Origin of the sequence: Streptomyces sp. SID14478 (assembly GCF_010548525.1) — a bacterium.
Lineage (GTDB): Bacteria > Actinomycetota > Actinomycetes > Streptomycetales > Streptomycetaceae > Streptomyces.
In genome coordinates this window covers 31,261-50,117 of the sequence record NZ_JAAGMG010001184.1, presented here as the reverse complement: position 1 = coordinate 50,117, position 18,857 = coordinate 31,261, and the positions used below count along the sequence as shown (strand labels likewise).

Here is an 18,857-nt window from a genome sequence, read left to right as displayed (position 1 = left end):
GCATTCGCCCACCGCCCGATCCGACCGTCTGGAGAAGTCGCGTTGCGAGGGTCTCCTCGTACCCCTCTGTCGGCGTCTCATGGCTTCTCCGCCTTGACTGAGTGCCTCGCCCGAGACGGCATGTGTGGTTCCAGGTCAGATTTGACCTGAGGCGGAAGCCTGGACACGGACCGCCGTACCGGTGACTCGCACACGCTCCTCGCCCGCACGCAGATCGACCTCGAGGAGCGACGGGCTGCCCATGTCGTGGCCTTGATGGAGGGTCAGTGTCACATCGACGGGGACGAGGCCCAGTTCCCGTGCGTACGCACCGAAGGCGGCTGCCGCAGCTCCTGTCGCGGCATCTTCCACCACTCCACCGACGGGGAACGGGTCCCGGGCGTGGAATGTCGTCGCTGTCTCACGCCACACCAACTGCACGGTGGTGAGATCCAGCTTCCGCATCAAGGTCAATAGCCGGTCGAAGTCATAGTTCAGATCGGCCAGCCGTTCGCGCGTGGCGGCAGCCAGCACGAGGTGACGGACCCCTGCGTAGGCAATCCTCGGTGGCAAGGCCGCGTCCAGATCATCGGCCTGCCAGGCGAGCGCCGCCAGCGCCTCAGCCACGTCCGCCGGGTCCGCCTTGGACACCTTGGGCACGACGCTGGTGAGAGTGGCCTTCAGCACGCCGCCTGCCTCGGTGACCGTGACGGCGATCGGGCCGGCAGGCGTGTGAAAGGTCAGCTCACCGGTTCCGAGCCGCTCGCCCAGGGCGACCGCCGCGGCGACGGTGGCATGACCGCAGAAGTCCACTTCGGCCTGAGGGCTGAAGAAGCGCAACGTGAGCGACCGCTCGTCGGCAGGGTCGGGGCCGGGACTGAGGAAGGCGGACTCCGAGTAGCCGAGTTCGGCTGCAATGGCGACCATGTCACTGTCGTGCAGTGCGGCAGCGTCCAGTACGACCCCCGCCCGGTTGCCGCCGACCGGACTGGCGGCGAAGGCGGTGTAGTGGAGCACTTCTGTGTTCGACGGCCCGGAGCGATGCGTGATGCCGGGCAGGGCTTGCGAGTTGGTTGACACGATGCGTGGTCCTCTTCTGATGGTCTGATGGGTGGTTCACCAGCGGCCACGGAGCGGTCGGCACTCAGCGGAGCCCGCAGGGGCACGGTGAGCCGTGCGCCTGTGGGGCGGCCGCCTCGGGAAACGGCGTGGCGTCCGAGACACTCTGCGGTGTGGTCACAACCAAGCTTCGGTGCCCCTTACTTCGCTGCACAGCGAAGTGTCGATGTCGTAGGTTGCCGCCATGCCGAATGCGCCTCGCGGCCCGCTTGCCGCCCGCTCCCGCACCGCCTCTTTCCACGACCGGGAGGGGGAGCCGCTCAAACACCAGACCGACATCGCGCGGGCCGCGGCCCTCATCGCCGACCCCTCGCGGGCCCGAATTCTCAAGTGCCTGGCGGACGGACGCGCGCTGTCGGCGAGTACGCTCGCGAGCGAGGCGGGGATCGGCCCGGCCACGGCCAGTGCGCACTTGGCCAGGCTCGTGGCGGGTGAAGTCGTCGCCGTCGAGAAGCAGGGCCGTCAGCGCTTCTACCGGCTGGCCGGGCCGGATGTGAGCGCCGCCCTGGAGTCGCTGGCCCTGATCGCCCCTCCCCTGGCCATCACCTCCTTGAAACAGAGCAGCCGCGCCAACGCCCTGCACCGCGCCCGCACTTGCTACGACCATCTGGCCGGACAGCTGGGCGTCGCACTCCTGCGGGCGCTGCTGGAACGCGGCGTGCTCAGCGGGCACGACGGCGTCCATCGCCCTGAGGAGGCGGTACGTGACCGCCCTTCGTCCTACGGGCGCGACCTCCAGTACCGGATCACCGACGAAGGCCACGGTCGGCTCGCCGATCTCGGCGTGGACACGGACCGACTGCCGCCCCGCCGTCCCCCTGTCCTGTACTGCGTCGACTGGAGCGAACAGCAACACCACCTGGCCGGCGGGCTCGGAGCGGCGCTGACTGCGCGTCTTTTCACCCTGGACTGGGTGCGGTGGGGAGCGAGCCCCCGGGTCGTCCACCTGACGGGTCAGGGCGCCCACGGCCTCAAGAAATCCCTTGGCCTGGTGTTCGCTTGAGATCTCGTCGGGCGCCGCTGATGCGGGCTTCTCCTGTCGTTCGGTTCGCTGAACCAGGTACGGCATTCCGTGTCACGCCAGACCCGGCTTCCACGAGTAGGCGGGCTGCTTTCTCCTCACCCCGCACCGACGCCGTCCATGCACGAACTCGTCAGGGTAGTTCGATCTCACCCAGCCCCATTGCCCGCAGTGCCACTTGAGCCATCTGCAGCTGGCCGGCGGCGTTGGGAGGGGCCGGATCGTCCAGCCAGCCGATCGGGTCGGCCGCTTGGTGGTGTGCGCGCCGGTGGGCCTCGTGGTCGACGGGCAGGGCGCCGCTTTCCGCAGCGAGCTCCCGCACGGCCTGGCGATACGCGGGCATCGCCGCGCGCCGTTCACGCTCCGCGAAGCTGACGAGTACGGGAGTGTGGAGCACGACCTGTGTGCGCGATCCGGCGCCCTCGACGAACTTCCGCATCGCCTCGCGGAAGGCCGGCAGTCCTGCGTCGCCGGCCAGGCAGTCGTTCGTGCCCAGCGACACGGACAGTACGTCCGGCCGGAAGCGTCCGCTCACCCAATCCTGTTCGCGGAGCACATCTGGGGCACTCCATCCCGACACCCCGGTGTTGACCACGACATCGGTATGCCGTCCCAGTTGCCACCGCAGCCGCTCGTGCAGATGCTCGCCCCAGCCCCGCGCGCCCTGGGTGCACAGCACGCTCTGTGGGCCGGCGGCCGTTGTCAGGAGTTCGAGCGGCATTCCGGTGTGGCCGTGGCGCTCTTGGGGCCGCCTCCCTTCGGTACGGGGACCACGAAGAACCGGCTGTCCGTGCCCTTGATGGTGTGCAGCACGGGCGGCTGCACCTTGGTGGTGGCGCCGTTGGACCAGGTGCAGACGACGCCGCGCACGTCGGGGGCGGTGTGGCCGAACACGAGCCAGGAGTCGGCGCCTTCGCCCTTGAGACGGACCCAGGTGGATTCCACGTGACCGCGTGACGTGGGCTTCACGGGGAGGGGGCCGTCGCTGGGGAACCAGTTCTTGTCGCCCGTGCGGGCCCTGGCGAAGAACCAGCCCTCGTCGAGCAGATCGCGGTACGGGTATCCGCCGCCCCGCTCGGTATCCGGAAACTCCCGGTCGTTCATCGCTGCGTACAGCCGGGCCGCCCCCGCCTCGTTCTTCGCCGGCTCCCACACGTCCACGCTGACGCTCCACGGCACGCCGTCGGCCCGCCCCGTCGCGAGTTCCTGCGTGTGCGGAGCGAGCGGCGCGGGTGTCCGGGAGGCCGGGCCGACCTTGCCGGAGCGGTCGGCGGTGTCCTGGAGCGAGGTGACCGCGACACCGGTCGCGCAGGCAGCGACCAGGACGGCAGCCACGGTCGTGACCCTGCGTCGGCGCTGCCTTCGTCTGCCTTCGCTCACGATCGCCTGGCACGGAGCCGGGCCGATCTCCACCTGGTGTGCGGCATCGGCCAGCCGTGCGACGAGATCCTGGTGGGCGTCGTCATGCTGCAGTGTCATGGCCGGGGCCTCTCGTTCGTCGCCTTGTCCGTCAGCCCCGGCACGGCACGGAGTTTCGCTATGCCCTTGGCCGCGTTGCTCTTCACCGTGCCGACCGAGCACCCCATCGCCTGCGCGACCTGCGACTCGCTCAGGTCCTCCCAGTAGCGCAGCACGACCGCCTCGCGCTGGCGGGGCGGCAACTGCACCAGCGCCGCCATCAGATCGCCGCGGTCGAGCGCCTGCGCCATCCGGTCCCCGCGCTCCGGTACATCCAGGCTCGTGTCGTCCCTGCGGGACACGAGCTCCTTGAATCTGCCGCGATGTCTGCGGGCATGCATGTTGACCATGATCCGTCGCACGTACGCGTCCGGATCCTGCGCGGACGCGACCCTGCGCCAGGCCGTGTAGACGCGCTCCAGCGACGACTGGACCAGGTCCTCCGCCGCGTGCTGATCCCCCGTCAGAAGGAACGCGGTACGCATCAGCCGGGCCCAACGGCCGACGACGAAGGACTGGAAGTCCACATCCGCAGCGGGGTTCGCTTCTCTCATCGACAACCTCCTCGCCCCATAGAGTCCACGGGGTCCGGAAACCGTTGCCTCATCGCTGAAAGATCGCGAAAATCCCCGCGATGGGGAGCGCAGGCAATGATGCGACCTTGGCGGAGGCCCGCACCACAGGCCCCTCTGCGTGATGGGCGGCGGGGCGACTCCGCAGCCTCGCCCCACGTCAGGACGGCATCTCACGCAAGGACTGCACGAAGGGGCATTGCGGACCCGCACCTGCCGGTTGCCACCGCTACGGCGGTGGCAACCGGGGTCAGGGCGGCACATGGCTACAGCCGGGCGGCGAACGCCGGAACCACCCCGGGCCGCAACAAGCGTGCCAAGGGGGCGGACAGCGAGGTGGTGGCCGGGGGCGAGGGGGCTACGTCACGTGGCCGTCTGTGCGTCCAGGGCCATGGCGGACTCCAGTGAGACGCGGCGGGTGTTCTGCAGCGTCGCGATCTCCCATCGGTCGTTCTGCCAGACCATCGCGAACAGTTGCAGGAAGTAGCGACTCGGAGGCGGCTCCTCCTCACCGGCCATCACCATGCCGAAGCGGTGGTGGATCACGGCGTGTCCCGGCGCGACGAGCCGGGCGAACTCCACCTTGCCGTGCACGAGCCGGGAGCCCTTCAGGACCGTGTCGAAGGCCGGCTGCTGGGAGGCGATCACCGTGTCGCGTCCCTTGTGGACTGTGCCGTCGAAGTCGATGAGTTCGGCGTCCTGGGCGAAGTCCGCGGCGAACGCGGCCGCGTCGCCGTGGTTCCAGCCCTCGATCATCCGGGCGGGGACGGCGCTCAGCGTGTCGGTCGACGGATCCATGGTCAGGCCCCTTTCCGTATTTCGTCTTTCCGGTCGCCATCTTCGCGCGGTCCGGCGAGGTGGTCATTGACGATCAGTGCACCGTCGTTGGACACGCGTGCCCCCGGGCTGTGCCCGTAGGTGGCCTTGAACAGCCGGCTGAAGTGGGCGGGGTCCGCGAAACCCCATGAGGCGGCCACCACGGCGACCGTGGTGTTCCTCCGGGTCAGATCCGCGTAGCAGCGCTCCAGGCGCCGCCGACGGATCAGGGCTGCCACGGTCAGGGGCTGGTCCTGGAACAGCTTGTGCAGCCGGCGCACCGACATGTGGTGCGCCGCGGCCACCTTGGCCGGGGTGAGGTCCCGGTCGGACAGTCTGGCCTCGATGAAACCGACGACTCTCGTGCGCAGTACCTCGTCGTCGACCGGGCGGACGTCGCCCAGGCGGGACGCCAGTGTCACCGCGATCAATTCGATCACCGCGGCCGCCGACCGGTCCGCCTCGTGGGCGCGGAACCCGTCCAGGGTTCGCGTCATGTCCCGTACGAGCGAGGACACCAGGGCGCCGGGGCCCTGGTCCCCTCGGATCCTTACGCCGGTCAGCCGCGCGGCGTCGTCCGCGCCGAGCCGCAGCAGGTGGCGCGGCATCAGCATGGTCACGTGGGTGGTCGCGGAACTGGCGAACCGCACCGGCCGCACCGGATCGATGAGGACCAGGTCCGTGGGTCCCAATACGGCGCTGTTGCCGCCCTGTTCGGCGCGTACGTGTCCTCGTGTCACCACCTCGACCTGCCACAGCTCGCTGTCCTCGGCCCGCGCGGATCGGGCGTCACGGAAGCATGCGCCCTCCGGGGTCACCAGCTCGGTCAGGTGCAAGGGGCCCAGGTGGCGGCTGACCACGTCGGCACGGAAGTCCTCGCCGGTGTGCCGGTCGCCGCGCAGCGGCGGCAAAGCGCTGCGCTCAAGCTTCTCAAGGAAGGCGTCGGCGCTGTCCATTGCGGCGCCGCTCGGGCGGGGCTCATCACCGTCCATCACTGCAGTGTTCACCTGGCTTCACCACTGCCGTGCTCCACTCCGAGCTGCAGCCGGTGGTGCCCGATGCGGTGTTGGAGGCGCGTCAGAGCGCTGCGGTGACGTGTGTGACGCGGGGCGGGCGGAGGAGGCACGCCGGGACCCCTGCCCCGTATCAGGCGCACTAGTACTGCAAGGGTGGTGATTTCCGTGGCTGATGGCCCTTTCGGTCGTGGGACCGGTCCCTGCGAACTGCCCAGCGCGCGGTCCAGGCGGACTCGATGAGGAGGGCGCGCGGGGAGGTCAGGCGTCTGTCCCGGCCACCGACCGGTCCCGGTACCTGAGTCCAAGGTGCGGGGCTCCGTGTCCCTTTCAGTAGCCGGGGGACCATCGGGTGTCACGGATCGCGGTGTGCAGTTCCTCGTCCGTGGCGTCGGGGGCGACCCCGTCGGCGACGGCCTGTCGGGCTACGGCCAGCGCGATGTCATCGGCCACGTCGCGCACGTCCGCCCACGCCGGGAGCAGTGGCGCCTTCGCGTCTGCGAGAGCCGGTGAGGCGTCTCCGAGTGCGCGGGCCGCGGCCCGCATCATCGCGTTGGTCACCCGGCTCGCCCGCGCCGCCGTCACCGCCAGCCCTACGGCCGGAAAGACGTAGACGTTGTTGCACTGGGCGACCGGTACGTCGACGCCGTCCCGGTGCAGAGGCGGGAAGGGGGAGCCCGTCGCGACGAGGACCTTGCCGTCGGTCCATGTGTCCAGATCGGCCGGCCGGGCCTCGGCGTTCGCCGTGGGGTTGGACAGGGGGAAGATGATCGGTCGGTCCACCTTCGCCGCCATGGCCCGGACGATGTCCTCGGTGAACGCGCCCTGGGCCGTGGAGAGTCCGAGCAGCACCCCTACCTGCAGGTTCTCGACGACATCCGCCAGCTGCAGAGTTCCCTGCAGGTCCCAGCTCTCGACATCGGCGCGATCGTGCGCGAACGCCCGCTGGTCGTCGGCGAGATCGTCGCGGTCGGTGGTGAGCAGTCCGTGGACGTCGAGGACCCAGCAGCGCGCGCGGGCCTCGCTGTCCGACAGGCCCTCGTCGACCATCTCCTGACGCACCATGTCCATGACGCCGATGCCCGCGGATCCCGCACCGACCATCACCACCTGCTGCTCCTTCAGCGGGACGCCGGCCACCTTGGTCGCCCCTCGCAGCGCGCCGAGCGCGACGGCGGCCGTGCCCTGGATGTCGTCGTTGAAGGTGAGCAGCTGGTCCCGGTAGCGCTCCAGGATCGGCGCCGCGTGCGGGGTGGCGAAGTCCTCCCATTGCAGGAGCACCTCGGGGAGTTCGGCCCGTACGGCCTCGACGAACGCGTCCACGAAGGCGAAGTAGTCGTCGTCATCGATGCGGCGGTGTCGCCATCCCAGGTAGAACGGGTCGTCGAGCAGATCTGCGTTGTCGGTGCCGACGTCGAGCAGGATGGGAAGGGTGCGTGCGGGGTCGATGCCTCCGATTAGGGTGTAGAGCGAAAGCTTGCCGACGGGGATGCCCATGCCGCCGACGCCCTGGTCGCCGATGCCGAGGATGCGCTGTCCGTCCGTGACGACGATGACGTCGACGTCGTGGTGGGGGCGGTTGCGCAGCATCTCGGCCAGGTGCTCGCGGTGCGGCCAGGACAGGTAGAGCCCGCGCGGACGCTGCCACAGTTCGGAGAAGCGCTTGCATCCCTCGGCGACCGTCGGCGTGTACACGAGGGGCAGCGCGGTCGGTACGTCATGGGCCAGCACGGCGTAGAAGAGGGCTTCGTTGCGGTCCTGCAGGGCGCGCAGGTACACGTAGCGCTGGAGGTCGTCGGCCTGTCGACGGATCTGGCCCCAGGAGCGGCGGACCTGTTCGTCCAGGCTGGTCACCGAGTAGGGAAGCAGCCCCCGCAGTCCGTGTTCGGCACGCTCGGTCTCGGTGAACGCGGTTCCCTTCGTGCGCAACGGGTCGGACAGCAGGGCAGGACCGGTGAGTTGGCTCATGAAGCCATGTTCCTGGCGGGTCAGCGGCCGTGGCGGCCTCGACACGCCAAGCGGTCCGCAGGGGGACGGCTGGTGGGGCGCGCCCCATACACGTCGCCGGCGCGGTTCGGGATCGGGGCGCACGGCGCGGCGGCCGGTCAGGCGGCGGTGGGGTCGAGGCCCTCGATCGCGAGACGGAAGACGCGCTCGGCCTGGGCGGCCGGGTCGGAATGGTGCTCCGTGGCCAGGGCGATCCCGACGACGAGCGTGACGAGATCGTGGACGGTGACGTCCCCCCGCACCGACCCGTCGGCAACAGCTCGGCGCAGCAGGGGGGAACCGGCCGCCTCGATGACTGCCGCGCAGGAGTCGCCGGCCCCGTCGTCCCCGAGGGGCTCATAGGAAAGCGCGTCGGCGAGGCCCCGCGCGGCCACCGAGTAGGCAAGCAGCTCGCGCAGCCACGTCTGGAGCGCCGTGCGGGTGTCGTCCTCGCTGCCGAGCACCTGCGCGCGTTCGCACAGCGCGCGCACGCGCTCTGCGAAGACGGCATTCAGCAGGGCCCTGCGCGTGGAGAAGTGGCGTCTGACGGTGGCCGATCCGACGCCCGCCTCACGGGCGATCCGTTCGAGCGACGCCTGGGCTCCGTGTGCCGCCACTTCGGTCTCGGCCGCGGCGAGTACGCGGGCGTAGTTGCGGCGGGCATCCGAACGCTGGCCGGTCATCGTCTCTCCTGATTGCTAAGTGGCGGACCCCTCCGTATTGTAGCGAAGCCGAAACGGTGACCCCCACCGTTTCCGGCGTGAGGAGACATATCCATGACCAACGCCACGCAACCGGTCCTCGTCACCGGGGCCACCGGCCGCCAAGGGGGCGCCACGGCCCGCGCCCTGCTCGCACAGGGAACGCCGGTCCGCGCCCTGGTTCGCGACCCACAGGCCGAGCGGGCCCGGGCCCTGGAAGAACTCGGCGCCCGCCTGGTCACGGGCGATCTGACGGACCCCTCGACGCTCGGAGCAGCCGTGGACGGCGTACGAGCCGTCTTCTCCGTCCAGATGCCCGCGTTCACCGAGCAGGGCATCGACTTCGACGGCGAGGTCAGGCAGGCGTACCACCTCATGGCCGCCGCCAGTGATGCCGGCGTGGAGCAGTTCGTGCAGTCCTCGACCAGCGGGGTGGGCCAGCACACCCGGGCTCCGGGCTGGGCGGAGGGCCGCTGGACGATGATGGAAGCACCCCTGGGCACCAAGTCGGCCATCCAGGACCGCCTGCGCGAAATGGACTTCCCCTACTGGACGTTGATCAAGCCGTCGTTCTTCATGGAGAACCTCGAGCCGTCCATGCGGTTCTACTTCCCACGCGGGGTGGAGGGCGGCCTCGTCACCGTCGTGAAGCCGCACACGCACCTCGCGCTCGTCGCGGCCCAGGACGTGGGCCGCGCCGCGGCTGCCGCCCTTTGCGCGCCCGAGAAGTACCACCGCGTGGAGCTGGAACTCGCCGGCGATTACCTGACCATGACGCAGATCGCAGACATCCTCTCCCGCGCCCTGGGCGTCCCGCTGGCGGCTCCGGACATGACAGAGGACGAGGCCCGCGCCGCCGGCATGCCCGACATGGGCGCCAGTCACAGGTTCCTGGACGAGGTCGGTCAGCCGGCCCGGCCGCAGTTCGCCCGCGCACTCGGCCTCGAGCTGACCAGCTTCCAGCAGTGGACGCGGGAACATCTGCGCGTCGACGCCTGAAACCCCGGCCGCCTCATGCGACCACGGCCGCACCGGGCGACCCCGTCACCGCGGCGAGCCGCGGTTCACAGCTCGGTGCCGCTGCCCGTCATCGGCGTACCCTTTTCGGGGACGTCGGTGCCGGGTGGTGCGAGCGAGTCGGCCAGCTCCCGCGGGTTCTCCCCCGCGGCGAGATGCTCCAGCAGCTCCGCGAGTTCTTTGCACGCGTTCTGGACCGATCGTCGCGTGGCACGTTGCTCGATGACGAGAGCGGACAGCAGCAGGGCGGTCAGGGCGGCCGCCCCGTTGAACGCCTGCAGCTTGACCATGATCTCGACGTCGGACAGGTGGAGGAACGCCCCGCGCTCCCAGTTCGCCTCGATCGTCGTGAGCACCGAGGCGAACAGGGCGCACAGCATGCTCCCGGCGAGCTGGAAGCGCAGTGCCGCCCAGATCAGCAGGGGAAAGACGAGAAAGAGCAGGCTCGTGGAGCTGAGGACGGCCAGCGGCACGAGAACCAGGGCCGCCAGCGCCAGGCACACCGCCTCCTTCCAGCGACGGGCGGGAGTGCGCGCCACGACGCCGAGGAAGAGCGCGAGCAGGAGCGGGGTGACGAGCAGGACGCCCATGGTGTCGCCCACCCACCAGGCCAGCCACACGGACCAGAACTCCCCGTCGTCCAGCGTGCCGTTCCACACCTGGGGCACCGCGCCCGCCGTCGCGCTGATCAGCATGGCGCCGAACCCGCCGAGGAACACCAGCGCGAGACCGTCACGCAGGCGTGAGACATCGAGGCGGAAACCGACACGGCGCAGCAGCAGGTACGCGCACAGGGGCGCCGCGGTGTTGCCCGCCACGGTGATGATCGTGCCGAGCTGCGGTGAGGTGAGTGAAGCGATCACGAGGAGGGAGCCGAGGGCGATCCCGGGCCAGACCCGTACACCGAACACCAGCAGGCAGGCGACGGCGACGCCGGTCGGGGGCCAGACGGGTGTGACGATCACGCCCTGCACGACGAGTTGGCCCAGCAGTCCGAGCCGCCCCACCGCGTAGTAGCAGGCGGCCACGGCCAGTGACTTGAGGGCCATGTCCACGAACCACCGGGACCGTCGAGTAGCCAGCACAGCAGCCATCAGACACCGGTCTCCCCTGCCCGGCCAGGCGGATGCCGCCATGCGGCGCCGACGTCGTGGCCGACGACAAGGACCGCGGCGTCGTCCTCGTGGCCCACGGAGTCGGCCAGTTTCATGACGCCGCGGGCGAGTGTGGAGACGCCCAGTCCGGCGGCGGCGGTGACCTCGGCGAGCCGCTTCACCTGGCGCAGGCCCTCGTCGAGGTCCATCGTGGGCCCCTCCACCACGCCGTCGGTCGGCAGGACGAAGACGCCGCCGGTGGTCAGCCGGTGTTCCGTGACGGGGTACGTGGTGCCGTGCAGCACCCCGAGCGGAGGCCCGCCCTCCCCCTCGTCGATACCCGACTTGCCGTCGGCCGTGGCCCATATGTGGGGCACGTGACCGGCTCGCGCGCACTCCAGGATGCCGGTCACGGGGTCGAGCCTCAGGAACGTACAGGTGGCGAAGAGGTCCGAGTCGAGGGAGACCAGGAGGTCGTTGGTGCGGGCGAGGAGCTCTCCCGGGTCCCCCGTCACGGACGCCAGCGCTCGAAGTCCGACGCGGACCTGTCCCATGAACGCGGCGGCCTTGATGTTGTGGCCCTGCACGTCGCCGATGGACAGCCCCAGGCGACCGTCGGCCATGGTGAAGGCGTCGTACCAGTCGCCGCCGACGTTGAGCCCGTGGTTGGCGGGCATGTACCCGACCGCGAGGCGGACACCCGGCGGGCTGGGCAGGTCGCGGGGCAGCATCCCGCGCTGCAGGGCGACCGCGAGCTCCACCCGGGAGCGCTGCAGTTCGGCCAGCTCGCGCGCGCGGGCGGTCAGCGCGCCGAGCTTGGCCAGCAGATCCTCGCCGTCCTCGACCGACTCATCGCGGAACATGGCTCGCCCCCGTTCCCCGAGAGGCTCTCCCCCACTGTGCCCGCGCACGGGGCCGCCCGCACGTCGTCAGCGGGGCCCGCCGTCGGCGTCCGGTGCCCGCACCGCTCCCTCGGGGAGGGGGCCTCATGTGCCCGGGACGATGAAGTCGCACCACACCGCCTTGCCCTCGCCCCTGGGCTCCACGCCCCAGCGCGACGCGACCGCCTCCACCAGGACCATGCCCCGGCCCGAGGTCGCCGTCTCTCCCGCGGAGCGGCGCTGCGGACGGTCGCTCGACCTGTCCTTGACCCACAGGCGCACACAGCGCGGCGGCCCTGTCAGCACCTCCAGGGTGAGCACCGCCCCTCCCTCGGTGTGCACGAGCGCGTTGCAGAGCAGTTCTCCCGCGGCGACCTCGACGTCGTCGGCGACCTCGCCCAGACCCCACGCGGCGAGGTGTTCACGCAGCGCCGCGCGCGCGTCCGCCAGCCCTTCCGGGTCGGCCTGATGGATGTAGCGGTGGATCCGCGGCGCCTGCGGCGTGCCCGGGTCGGGGACGCGGCGCAACACGAGCAGCGCCACGTCGTCGCCGCTGCTCCACTTCTCCCACAGCGGACGGGACAGGTGGTCGGCCACCTCCTCGGCCGACTCCGGGGCGGAGCCCAGCGTGTCGGCCAGCGCGGCCATGCCCTCCTCCAGATCGGTTCCCGGCTCCTCCACCAGGCCGTCGGTGCACAGCACGAGGGTCTCGCCGGGGATCAGGTCGAGGCGGGCCTCGACGAAGTCCTCCATGCCGAACTCGGTGGCCAGGCCCAACGGGAGCCCGCCGCGCAGGTTGGGAATGCCGACACGGCCGTCGACATGCCGTACGAGCGGGGGCAGGTGGCCGGCCCGCACCGCGCGGACGATCCCGGTCGCCGGGTCGAACTGCGCGTACGTACACGTCGCGAACCGGTCGGTGTCCAGTTCCGCCAGGAACCGGGAGGTGCGTGAGAGCACCTCCGGCGGCCGGTGTCCCTCGCCCGCGAACGCCCGCAGCGCGATCCGCAGTTGCCCCATGATCGCGGCGGCGTGGGCGTCGTGCCCCTGGACGTCACCGACGACGATGCCGACGCGTCCTCGGGGCAGGGCGATGACGTCGTAGAAGTCCCCGCCCACCTCCCGGCCGCCCCAGGCGGCGTGGTAGCGGACGGCGATCTCGGTGTCGGCCACCTCAGGGATGTGCCGGGGCAGCATGGTGGCCTGGAGGCTCTTGGCGAGGTCCCGCTCCTCGTCGAAGAGGATGGCGCGCTGCAGGGACTGCGCGACGATGCCGGACAGGCCGACGCACAGATTCCGGTCGACGTCGGTGAACTCCTTGCGCCCTCGGTAGAACAGTGCGAGGCCGCCGATCGCCCGGTCCTGGGCCACCAGCGGCAGGAACGCCGCCGAGCCCAGCTCGAGCATGTCGATGTACGGGCCCAGTCGGGTGAACCGGCGCGAGAGCTCCGGCAAGGACGCCACGAACCGGGGCCTGCGGGTCAGGACGGCCTCGGCCAGGGGCAGCGACTTGTCGATCTGGTGCAGCGTGAGCTCGTCCAGTGCCTGCATGGTCTGGCCCACCAGGGCGATCAGTTTGAGGTTCTCGCCCTCCACCAGGCCGAGGACGAGGCCGTCGGCCGCGAACCGGTCGAGGCCGCTCGCGCCGGACAGCACCGCCACGACGTCGTCGACGGTGACGGCACGCGACAGCGCCTCGGTCGTGCCCTGGACCATGAGCGCCACCCGTCGGCGCTTCATGTCGACCGCGTCCACACCGGCGAGTTCGGCCGGTTCGTCCGGCGAGGTGCGCAGGAAGCCCACGACACGCGTGGCACGACCGTCGGCGTCGCGCAGGACGCGTCCCAGGACGTGGTTCAGGCCCGTCGTGCCGTCACGCCGGCGCAGGTGGAAGTAGGTGCTGTAGGCGTCGCCGCCCGATTCGATCGCCGCGTTCACCCTGGCGGTGAGGCGGACCATCTCCTCGGCCGGGATGCGCAGACGCAGGGAGCCCACGGTGCCGTCGTACTCCTCGGCACGCAGGTCCAGCACGGTCAGGCAGTTGGCGTCCAGGCCGAGCCCACCGCTCGCCAGGTCCCAGTCGAAGCTGCCCATGCTGTTGAGCAGCAGCCGCTCTTCCAGGCCAATTTCCGGCTTCTCCGCAGGTCCCATATGGCTCTCCGTTGCACCGCTCGGTCACCATAACCGCCCTGCACCGCGGCTGCATCGCGACCGACGCCGACGCCGAGGCCGGAGCGCCGAGAACGAACCGCGCGGCGTCCTGGCGGCCGCGACAGCCCACGAGCACGAAGCGCGCTGCGTCTGGGCTGGGTGGGAGGAGCGCACAGCACGCGGGGCGGGCACCGGCCCTCGTGAGGTCGGTGCCCGCCCAGGTGTTTCCGGCGGTGAGGGTTGGGCCGGGACTGTGATCTCGGCCCGTGATCCCTCGGATCCCCTGTGCTCCGGGCGTCGCAGCCGAGGTCGACGCCATCGACTCGACTCACTTGCGGCCGGGGCTCCTGCCGGGGAGAGCGGTCACTTCAAGGTGACGCAGACCTTCTTGGCGTTGTCCTTGAACTGCCCGCAGAACTTGGTTCCCTTGGGGTAGCTCAGGCCGCTGTAGTGGTTGCGCCGGCCCCACCAGGCTTCGTACCAGCGGCTGCCGTCCTCCGACGTGTAGGCCGCCTTCCGCCATGACTTGCCGACGTGCGCCGAACCACCCGGTTTCTTGTACAGCCAGCGAGCGCGCAGGGTGCCCTTGTACTTGGACACGTTCCTGTCGATGGCGATCATGCTGATCGCCCGCTTGGTGGTGCCCGACCTGGGCTTGTACGTCACGACGATGGCGTAGCTGCCGCTGCGCCCGACGACCTGCCTCTCAGCGGGCGCGGCCTGCGCGCCGGGAGCGCCCAGGAGTGCGACGGCGGTGCTGGTCGCCAGGACGCCCGCCGCGATGCTCGCGCGCAGCCGCTTCCCTGTGCGGCGGTTCTTCAACGGCATCGCGGCGTCCTGCTGTGCCGCCGGTGCGGTCGTGACAGGGAAAGGCGTGGCCGGTGTATCTGGTTGCAACGTGTTGTCACCCCGTATGAGCGGAAATTTGATCTTGGTCAGCGTGCAGATTACCTACGCCGCACCCTGGAACCCAGAACGACATCGAACCCTCGCAGCACGCGAACCAACTGATCACACTTGACCGTGCCATCGCTCTCTGTGCCCGTCGGACTGTGCGCGGGGAGCCGTCCGGTGTCAGTGGACAGCGGCGCTGTTGCGTCGGTCGATCTCGGAACGGACCGCGCGGACGTCGGCGGGGTAGGTGAGGTGAAGCAGGCCGCAGAAGGCCGCGTTGGCGGCCATGAGGACGACCAGCACCCAGAGGAAGACGGTCTGCAGGCCGATGGCTTCGCCGAGGGCGCCGGCGCCGAGCGCGAAGATCGCGTAGGCCAGTGCTTCGGCGATGGAGATGAGGACGGCGAAGGCCGGGCCGCGCAGTTCGGGCAGGGTGACGGCCATCACGAGGGGCCGGTTGATGCCGGGGTTGAGTCCCTGGAAGAAGGCCATCACGCCGAACAACGCGGCGAAGACCATGATGGATCCCCAGTCGATCTGTGTGCCGAGGAAGGCAGCCGCGGCGTACAGGAGTTGGGCGAGCTGGAGGAGCGTGACCCGGCCGTGCCAGGGGTGGGCACGGTGGACTCGGTCGGTCAGGATGCCGCCGGCGACGGTGCCGAGGAAGTAGCCGAGCCCCGAGGGCACGGCGATCAGGGCCGCCGTCTGGGTGGTGAAGCCGTAGGTGTCGACGAGGAAGACGACGGCGAAGGTCCCGGCCAGGAGGTGTCCGCTGATCAGGCGTTGGACGACCATGAGGGTGAAGGTGCGGGAGCGGAAGAGGGCGGCCACGACGGCGCGGTCGAGGCGGGGATGCGCCGGGGCCGCCTGGGCGAGGAGTCCGTCGCCGGCGCCTGCGGTCGGCTCCTCGTAGAGGAAGAGGACGAGAAGGGCGGACAGCAGCATCAGGGCTGCCAGGATGAGGAAGCCGGTGCGCCAGCCGCCGGGTGCTCCGGCGACCTGGGCGATGACGGGGGTGAGCAGGGAGCCGACGATGGTGACACCGCCGTAGAGCCAGCCGACAGCTCGGCCTCGGCTGTTCTCGTCGAACAGGTCGGCGATGATGTCGTGGATGACGGGCTGTCCGGCGGCGGCGCCGATGGAGGCCAGGGCGAACAGGGTCAGGAGCTGGGCGTAGTTCTGGGCAGCGGCGCACAGGGCAGTGGCCGTGGCCATCCAGGTTCCGGACGCGACGAGTACGCGGCGTCGTCCCCAGCGCTGGGCGAGGGAGATCCACAGCGGGCCGCAGATGACACCGACGATGCGCGAGGTGGCCTGGAGGATGCCCAGGGCTCCGAGCGAGAGTCCCAAGGTCTGGCGGATGGAGGCGAACAAGGTGCTGAGGACCGAGGTTTCGCTGTTGTCGGTGAGGACGGTAGGTGCCAGGACAGTCAGTCGCCACCATCTGCGCGGGACGGCGACGACAGCGCCTGTGGGCGGGGCGGTCTGGGGAGCGGCGGTGTTTTCGGGCATGACGGCATGGCCTCTTCGCTGAGGGCGGCGTGGTGGGCAGGGAGGAGCGCGGCTCGGCGCGCGACGAGGGGATGTTGCGTGCGCGGAGTCGGGGGTGGGCCGCCCGCGGTGTGCGGGGGCAGCCGGCGTCAGAGTTCGGTGGTGTCCTTCAGAGGGGCGAGTGCCCCCGCCAGCAGGCGGAGTTGGTCGGGGCGTACGGCGGGGCTCATGGCGGCCAGTTGGTGCGGGGTGAGGGCGCCGACCATGGCGAGGAGTCCGGGTGAAGCGAGCATCGGCAGCTGTTCGAGGGTGACGTCGTGTGCGGCCGGGTGCGCGAGCAGGGTGCGTACGGGCGTGTGTACGGACAGCGCGGTGTCGGGGAAGTCGGCGGCGGGCGGCAGCGGTTGGGCGGCGGAGGCGGCCTGGGGCTGCTGGGCCCGTACGAGCAGGTGCGCGTCGGTGACGGGACCGTGTTCGGGCAGGCCGAGGCGCTCGTACTGCTCGCTGGGGGCGTCCTCGGCGCGTAGTGCGTCGACGAGGAGGGACGCCATGCGGCGTTCCAGGGCGTCGTCGGTGAGGGGGTGCTCCTGGTCGGGGTCGGTTTCGAGGTCGAACAGGAGGCTGCCGAAGGCGTGGGGGTTGCCGACGGCGAAGCCCGGCAGGCGCAGGAGCGGGGCTCCCTTGGTGAAGGGACGGGCGGGTTCCAGGGTGGCCGCGGTGAGTTCGGCGGGGGTGAAGCGGCTCATCATGTGGGTGGGCATGAGGGTGTGCTCGTACAGCGGCTGGTTGGCGAGGGCGGCGCAGGCGCGCATGTACACGTAGCGCCCGTCGGTGATGTTGGCGTGGCCGCCGAAGACACCGAAGATGCCCGTCTGCCGGACGGGGGTGTCGTGGGCGACGGTGTCCGCGAGCGGCCGGCCGCGCATGTCCGGAGTGCGGTCGACGTCGAAGAACTCCAGGAGGGTGGGGCCGAAGTCGACGGTCTGCACGAGGGAATCGCGGCGTCCGGTGGCGCGGGTGCGGGGGTCCCAGACGAAGAGCGGGGTGTGGATGTTCTCGTCGTACCAGGGCTGGACGTTCTTGCCCCACCAGCCGTGCTCGCCCAGCAGGAGCCCGTGGTCGGTGCAGACGAACAGCAGGGTGTCGTCCCACAGGCCGTGTGCGTCGAAGGCGTCCAGGACGCGACCCAGGGAGGTGTCGCACATGGTGAGCAGGGCGGCGTACTCGTTGCGGGCGTGCGCCACGGCGTCCGCGGTCTCGGTGACGCGTTTGTAGTCGGGCCAGTCGAAGTGCGGGCCCTGCCAGTCGTGCGGGTAGTACTTCTTGTGTTCGGCGTAGGAGTAGAACGGCTCGTGCGGGTCGAAGCACTCGATCTGCAGGAACCAGCGGTCGGCTTCCTTGTTGGTCGCGATGAATTCGAGGCCTGCGTCGAAGGTGCGCGTCTGCGGGTGGTCGGCGACGTCTTGCAGGTACTGGCGGTTGATCCAGTCTTGGCGCCACAGGGGGCCGTTGCGCCAGCTCAGCGCGTCCGGGATGTCCGGGTCCTGGACGTGGCCCTTCCACTTGTCGCCTTCTTGGCCGCGGAAGAACTCGAAGCTGTTGTAGCGCTGGTGGTAGGTGGCGCCGCCGTCCTCCCAGTAGTGCTGGTGGTCGGTGACCAGGTGGGTGTAGACGCCGTGGCGGCCGAGGATCTCCGGGACCGAGTCGTCGAAGGGCTCCAGGGGACCCCAGGAGCGGTGCAGGAAGTTGTGGCGGCCGGTGTGCATCTCCCGGCGGGCCGGCATACAGGGCATGCTGCCGCCGTAGCAGTTGTCGAAGACGGCGGTGCGTTCGGCGAGGCGGGCGAAGTTCGGGGCGTGGGTCCAGTCACAGCCGTAGGGCGGGAGCAGGCGCCGGTTGAGGCTGTCGAACATGACCATGACAGCTTTCACGGGGCGTCTCCTTCGGGTGCGCGGCCCTCGGTTGGTGCGGCTCCGGCGGGCAGGCCGTCGGCGAGCAGGCGGCGGGTGCGCTCCAGCCAGTCGATCCACGTGTCGACGGCCGCGGCCCCCTGCTGGTGGGCGAGTTCGAGGACCAGCCGGGCGCGGGGCTCGTCGATCTCCGCGATGGGCTCTTCGAAGCGGACGGCACGGTCGCGACCCCGGGAGGCGGCGATCTGTTGACGGCGGTAGGCGAGTTCGGCGTCGATGACGCCGAGCAACGCGGGCAGGTCGAGCATGCCGGTGAAGATGAACCGGGCCATGAAGTCGGGGTCCTGGAAGCGGCTGGTCGGCTCGTACGGGGAGCGGGCCCAGGCGAGCAGCGCGGTACGCCCCTCGTCGGTGAGCCGGTGGACCTTCGCGTCGGGCGCCTTGTCGCGGGTGTCGACGGCGAAGGCCACCAGGCCCTGTTCGGCCATGCGGTTCAGGAGCCGGTAGATCTGGCTCTGGTGGACGTGGGAGCGCAGGAAGCCGCCTTCGGCCTCCAGCCATCGCCTGAGGTCGTATCCGCTGCGCGGCCTGATGGCGAGCAGGCCCAGCAGCACATGGTCGAGCTTCATCCGCGCCACTCCTTCGGCTCGTCGGACCCAACCGCCGAGCTAGGTGAAACTTCATCTAGGTGCAAAGTGCTATACGGTCGGTGGCGCCGTCAATGGTCCGGCCGCAATTGGCCGACCCGATCGCA

At 70.3% G+C, this 18,857-nt stretch carries 17 protein-coding genes; 2 read left to right on the top strand and 15 right to left on the bottom strand.

Annotated features, from left to right (window positions below; genetic code table 11):
• Positions 1 to 135 precede the first annotated feature (135 nt).
• Positions 136 to 1,059, bottom strand: coding sequence for a PhzF family phenazine biosynthesis isomerase (locus G3I40_RS37545; protein WP_343245140.1), 924 nt, complete (start codon positions 1,057 to 1,059; stop codon positions 136 to 138).
• A 223-nt stretch (positions 1,060 to 1,282) separates the two neighbouring features.
• Here G3I40_RS37545 and G3I40_RS37540 point away from each other — a divergent pair, with 223 nt between their 5' ends.
• Positions 1,283 to 2,101, top strand: coding sequence for a metalloregulator ArsR/SmtB family transcription factor (locus G3I40_RS37540; RefSeq protein ID WP_164559290.1), 819 nt, complete (start codon positions 1,283 to 1,285; stop codon positions 2,099 to 2,101).
• A gap of 151 nt (positions 2,102 to 2,252) precedes the next feature.
• Here the strand turns inward: G3I40_RS37540 and G3I40_RS37535 are convergent, their stop codons facing one another.
• From G3I40_RS37535 to G3I40_RS37505, 7 genes are all read right to left on the bottom strand, one after another.
• Complete coding sequence (locus G3I40_RS37535) at positions 2,253 to 2,840, bottom strand: GDSL-type esterase/lipase family protein (RefSeq protein ID WP_164559289.1); 588 nt, start codon at positions 2,838 to 2,840, stop codon at positions 2,253 to 2,255.
• A complete protein-coding gene (locus G3I40_RS37530) occupies positions 2,822 to 3,598 on the bottom strand; it encodes a hypothetical protein (RefSeq protein ID WP_164559288.1) in 777 nt (258 codons plus the stop codon). Before G3I40_RS37530 ends, G3I40_RS37535 begins: the two co-directional genes overlap by 19 nt.
• Positions 3,595 to 4,131 (bottom strand): SigE family RNA polymerase sigma factor, encoded by a 537-nt coding sequence (locus G3I40_RS37525; RefSeq protein ID WP_164559287.1) that lies wholly within the window; start codon positions 4,129 to 4,131, stop codon positions 3,595 to 3,597. Before G3I40_RS37525 ends, G3I40_RS37530 begins: the two co-directional genes overlap by 4 nt.
• A gap of 381 nt (positions 4,132 to 4,512) precedes the next feature.
• Positions 4,513 to 4,947: an SgcJ/EcaC family oxidoreductase gene (locus G3I40_RS37520; protein WP_164559286.1), complete on the bottom strand. Its 435-nt coding sequence runs from the start codon at positions 4,945 to 4,947 to the stop codon at positions 4,513 to 4,515.
• 2 nt (positions 4,948 to 4,949) lie between these two features.
• On the bottom strand, positions 4,950 to 5,957 hold the full coding sequence (locus G3I40_RS37515) for a helix-turn-helix domain-containing protein (RefSeq protein WP_203645465.1): 1,008 nt from the start codon (positions 5,955 to 5,957) through the stop codon (positions 4,950 to 4,952).
• Between the two features lie 351 nt (positions 5,958 to 6,308).
• Positions 6,309 to 7,991, bottom strand: coding sequence for an NAD-dependent malic enzyme (locus G3I40_RS37510; protein WP_343245139.1), 1,683 nt, complete (start codon positions 7,989 to 7,991; stop codon positions 6,309 to 6,311).
• Between the two features lie 92 nt (positions 7,992 to 8,083).
• Positions 8,084 to 8,647, bottom strand: a complete 564-nt coding sequence (locus G3I40_RS37505) for a TetR/AcrR family transcriptional regulator (protein WP_164559284.1) — start codon at positions 8,645 to 8,647, stop codon at positions 8,084 to 8,086.
• 93 nt (positions 8,648 to 8,740) lie between these two features.
• Here G3I40_RS37505 and G3I40_RS37500 point away from each other — a divergent pair, with 93 nt between their 5' ends.
• On the top strand, positions 8,741 to 9,664 hold the full coding sequence (locus G3I40_RS37500) for an NmrA family NAD(P)-binding protein (RefSeq protein ID WP_164559283.1): 924 nt from the start codon (positions 8,741 to 8,743) through the stop codon (positions 9,662 to 9,664).
• A gap of 65 nt (positions 9,665 to 9,729) precedes the next feature.
• On the opposite strand, the gene G3I40_RS37495 is transcribed toward G3I40_RS37500, so the two are convergent.
• The 7 genes from G3I40_RS37495 to G3I40_RS37465 form a co-directional block, all read right to left on the bottom strand.
• Positions 9,730 to 10,776, bottom strand: a complete 1,047-nt coding sequence (locus G3I40_RS37495) for an MASE1 domain-containing protein (RefSeq protein WP_164559282.1) — start codon at positions 10,774 to 10,776, stop codon at positions 9,730 to 9,732.
• Positions 10,776 to 11,639, bottom strand: coding sequence for a PP2C family protein-serine/threonine phosphatase (locus G3I40_RS37490; protein WP_164559281.1), 864 nt, complete (start codon positions 11,637 to 11,639; stop codon positions 10,776 to 10,778). Before G3I40_RS37490 ends, G3I40_RS37495 begins: the two co-directional genes overlap by 1 nt.
• A 123-nt stretch (positions 11,640 to 11,762) precedes the next feature.
• The gene (locus G3I40_RS37485) at positions 11,763 to 13,808 is read right to left on the bottom strand and encodes a SpoIIE family protein phosphatase (RefSeq protein ID WP_164559280.1); all 2,046 of its coding nucleotides are present in this window, start codon (positions 13,806 to 13,808) and stop codon (positions 11,763 to 11,765) included.
• A 363-nt stretch (positions 13,809 to 14,171) separates the two neighbouring features.
• Complete coding sequence (locus G3I40_RS37480) at positions 14,172 to 14,636, bottom strand: hypothetical protein (protein ID WP_164559279.1); 465 nt, start codon at positions 14,634 to 14,636, stop codon at positions 14,172 to 14,174.
• Positions 14,637 to 14,882: 246 nt separating this feature from the next.
• On the bottom strand, positions 14,883 to 16,214 hold the full coding sequence (locus G3I40_RS37475; RefSeq protein ID WP_164559278.1) for an MFS transporter: 1,332 nt from the start codon (positions 16,212 to 16,214) through the stop codon (positions 14,883 to 14,885).
• Positions 16,215 to 16,342: 128 nt separating this feature from the next.
• Entirely contained in the window at positions 16,343 to 18,124 is a 1,782-nt protein-coding gene (locus G3I40_RS37470) for a sulfatase (protein WP_164559277.1), read from the bottom strand.
• On the bottom strand, positions 18,121 to 18,732 hold the full coding sequence (locus G3I40_RS37465) for a PadR family transcriptional regulator (protein WP_164559276.1): 612 nt from the start codon (positions 18,730 to 18,732) through the stop codon (positions 18,121 to 18,123). The genes G3I40_RS37470 and G3I40_RS37465 overlap by 4 nt, the downstream gene beginning before the upstream one ends.
• Positions 18,733 to 18,857: the final 125 nt, after the last annotated feature.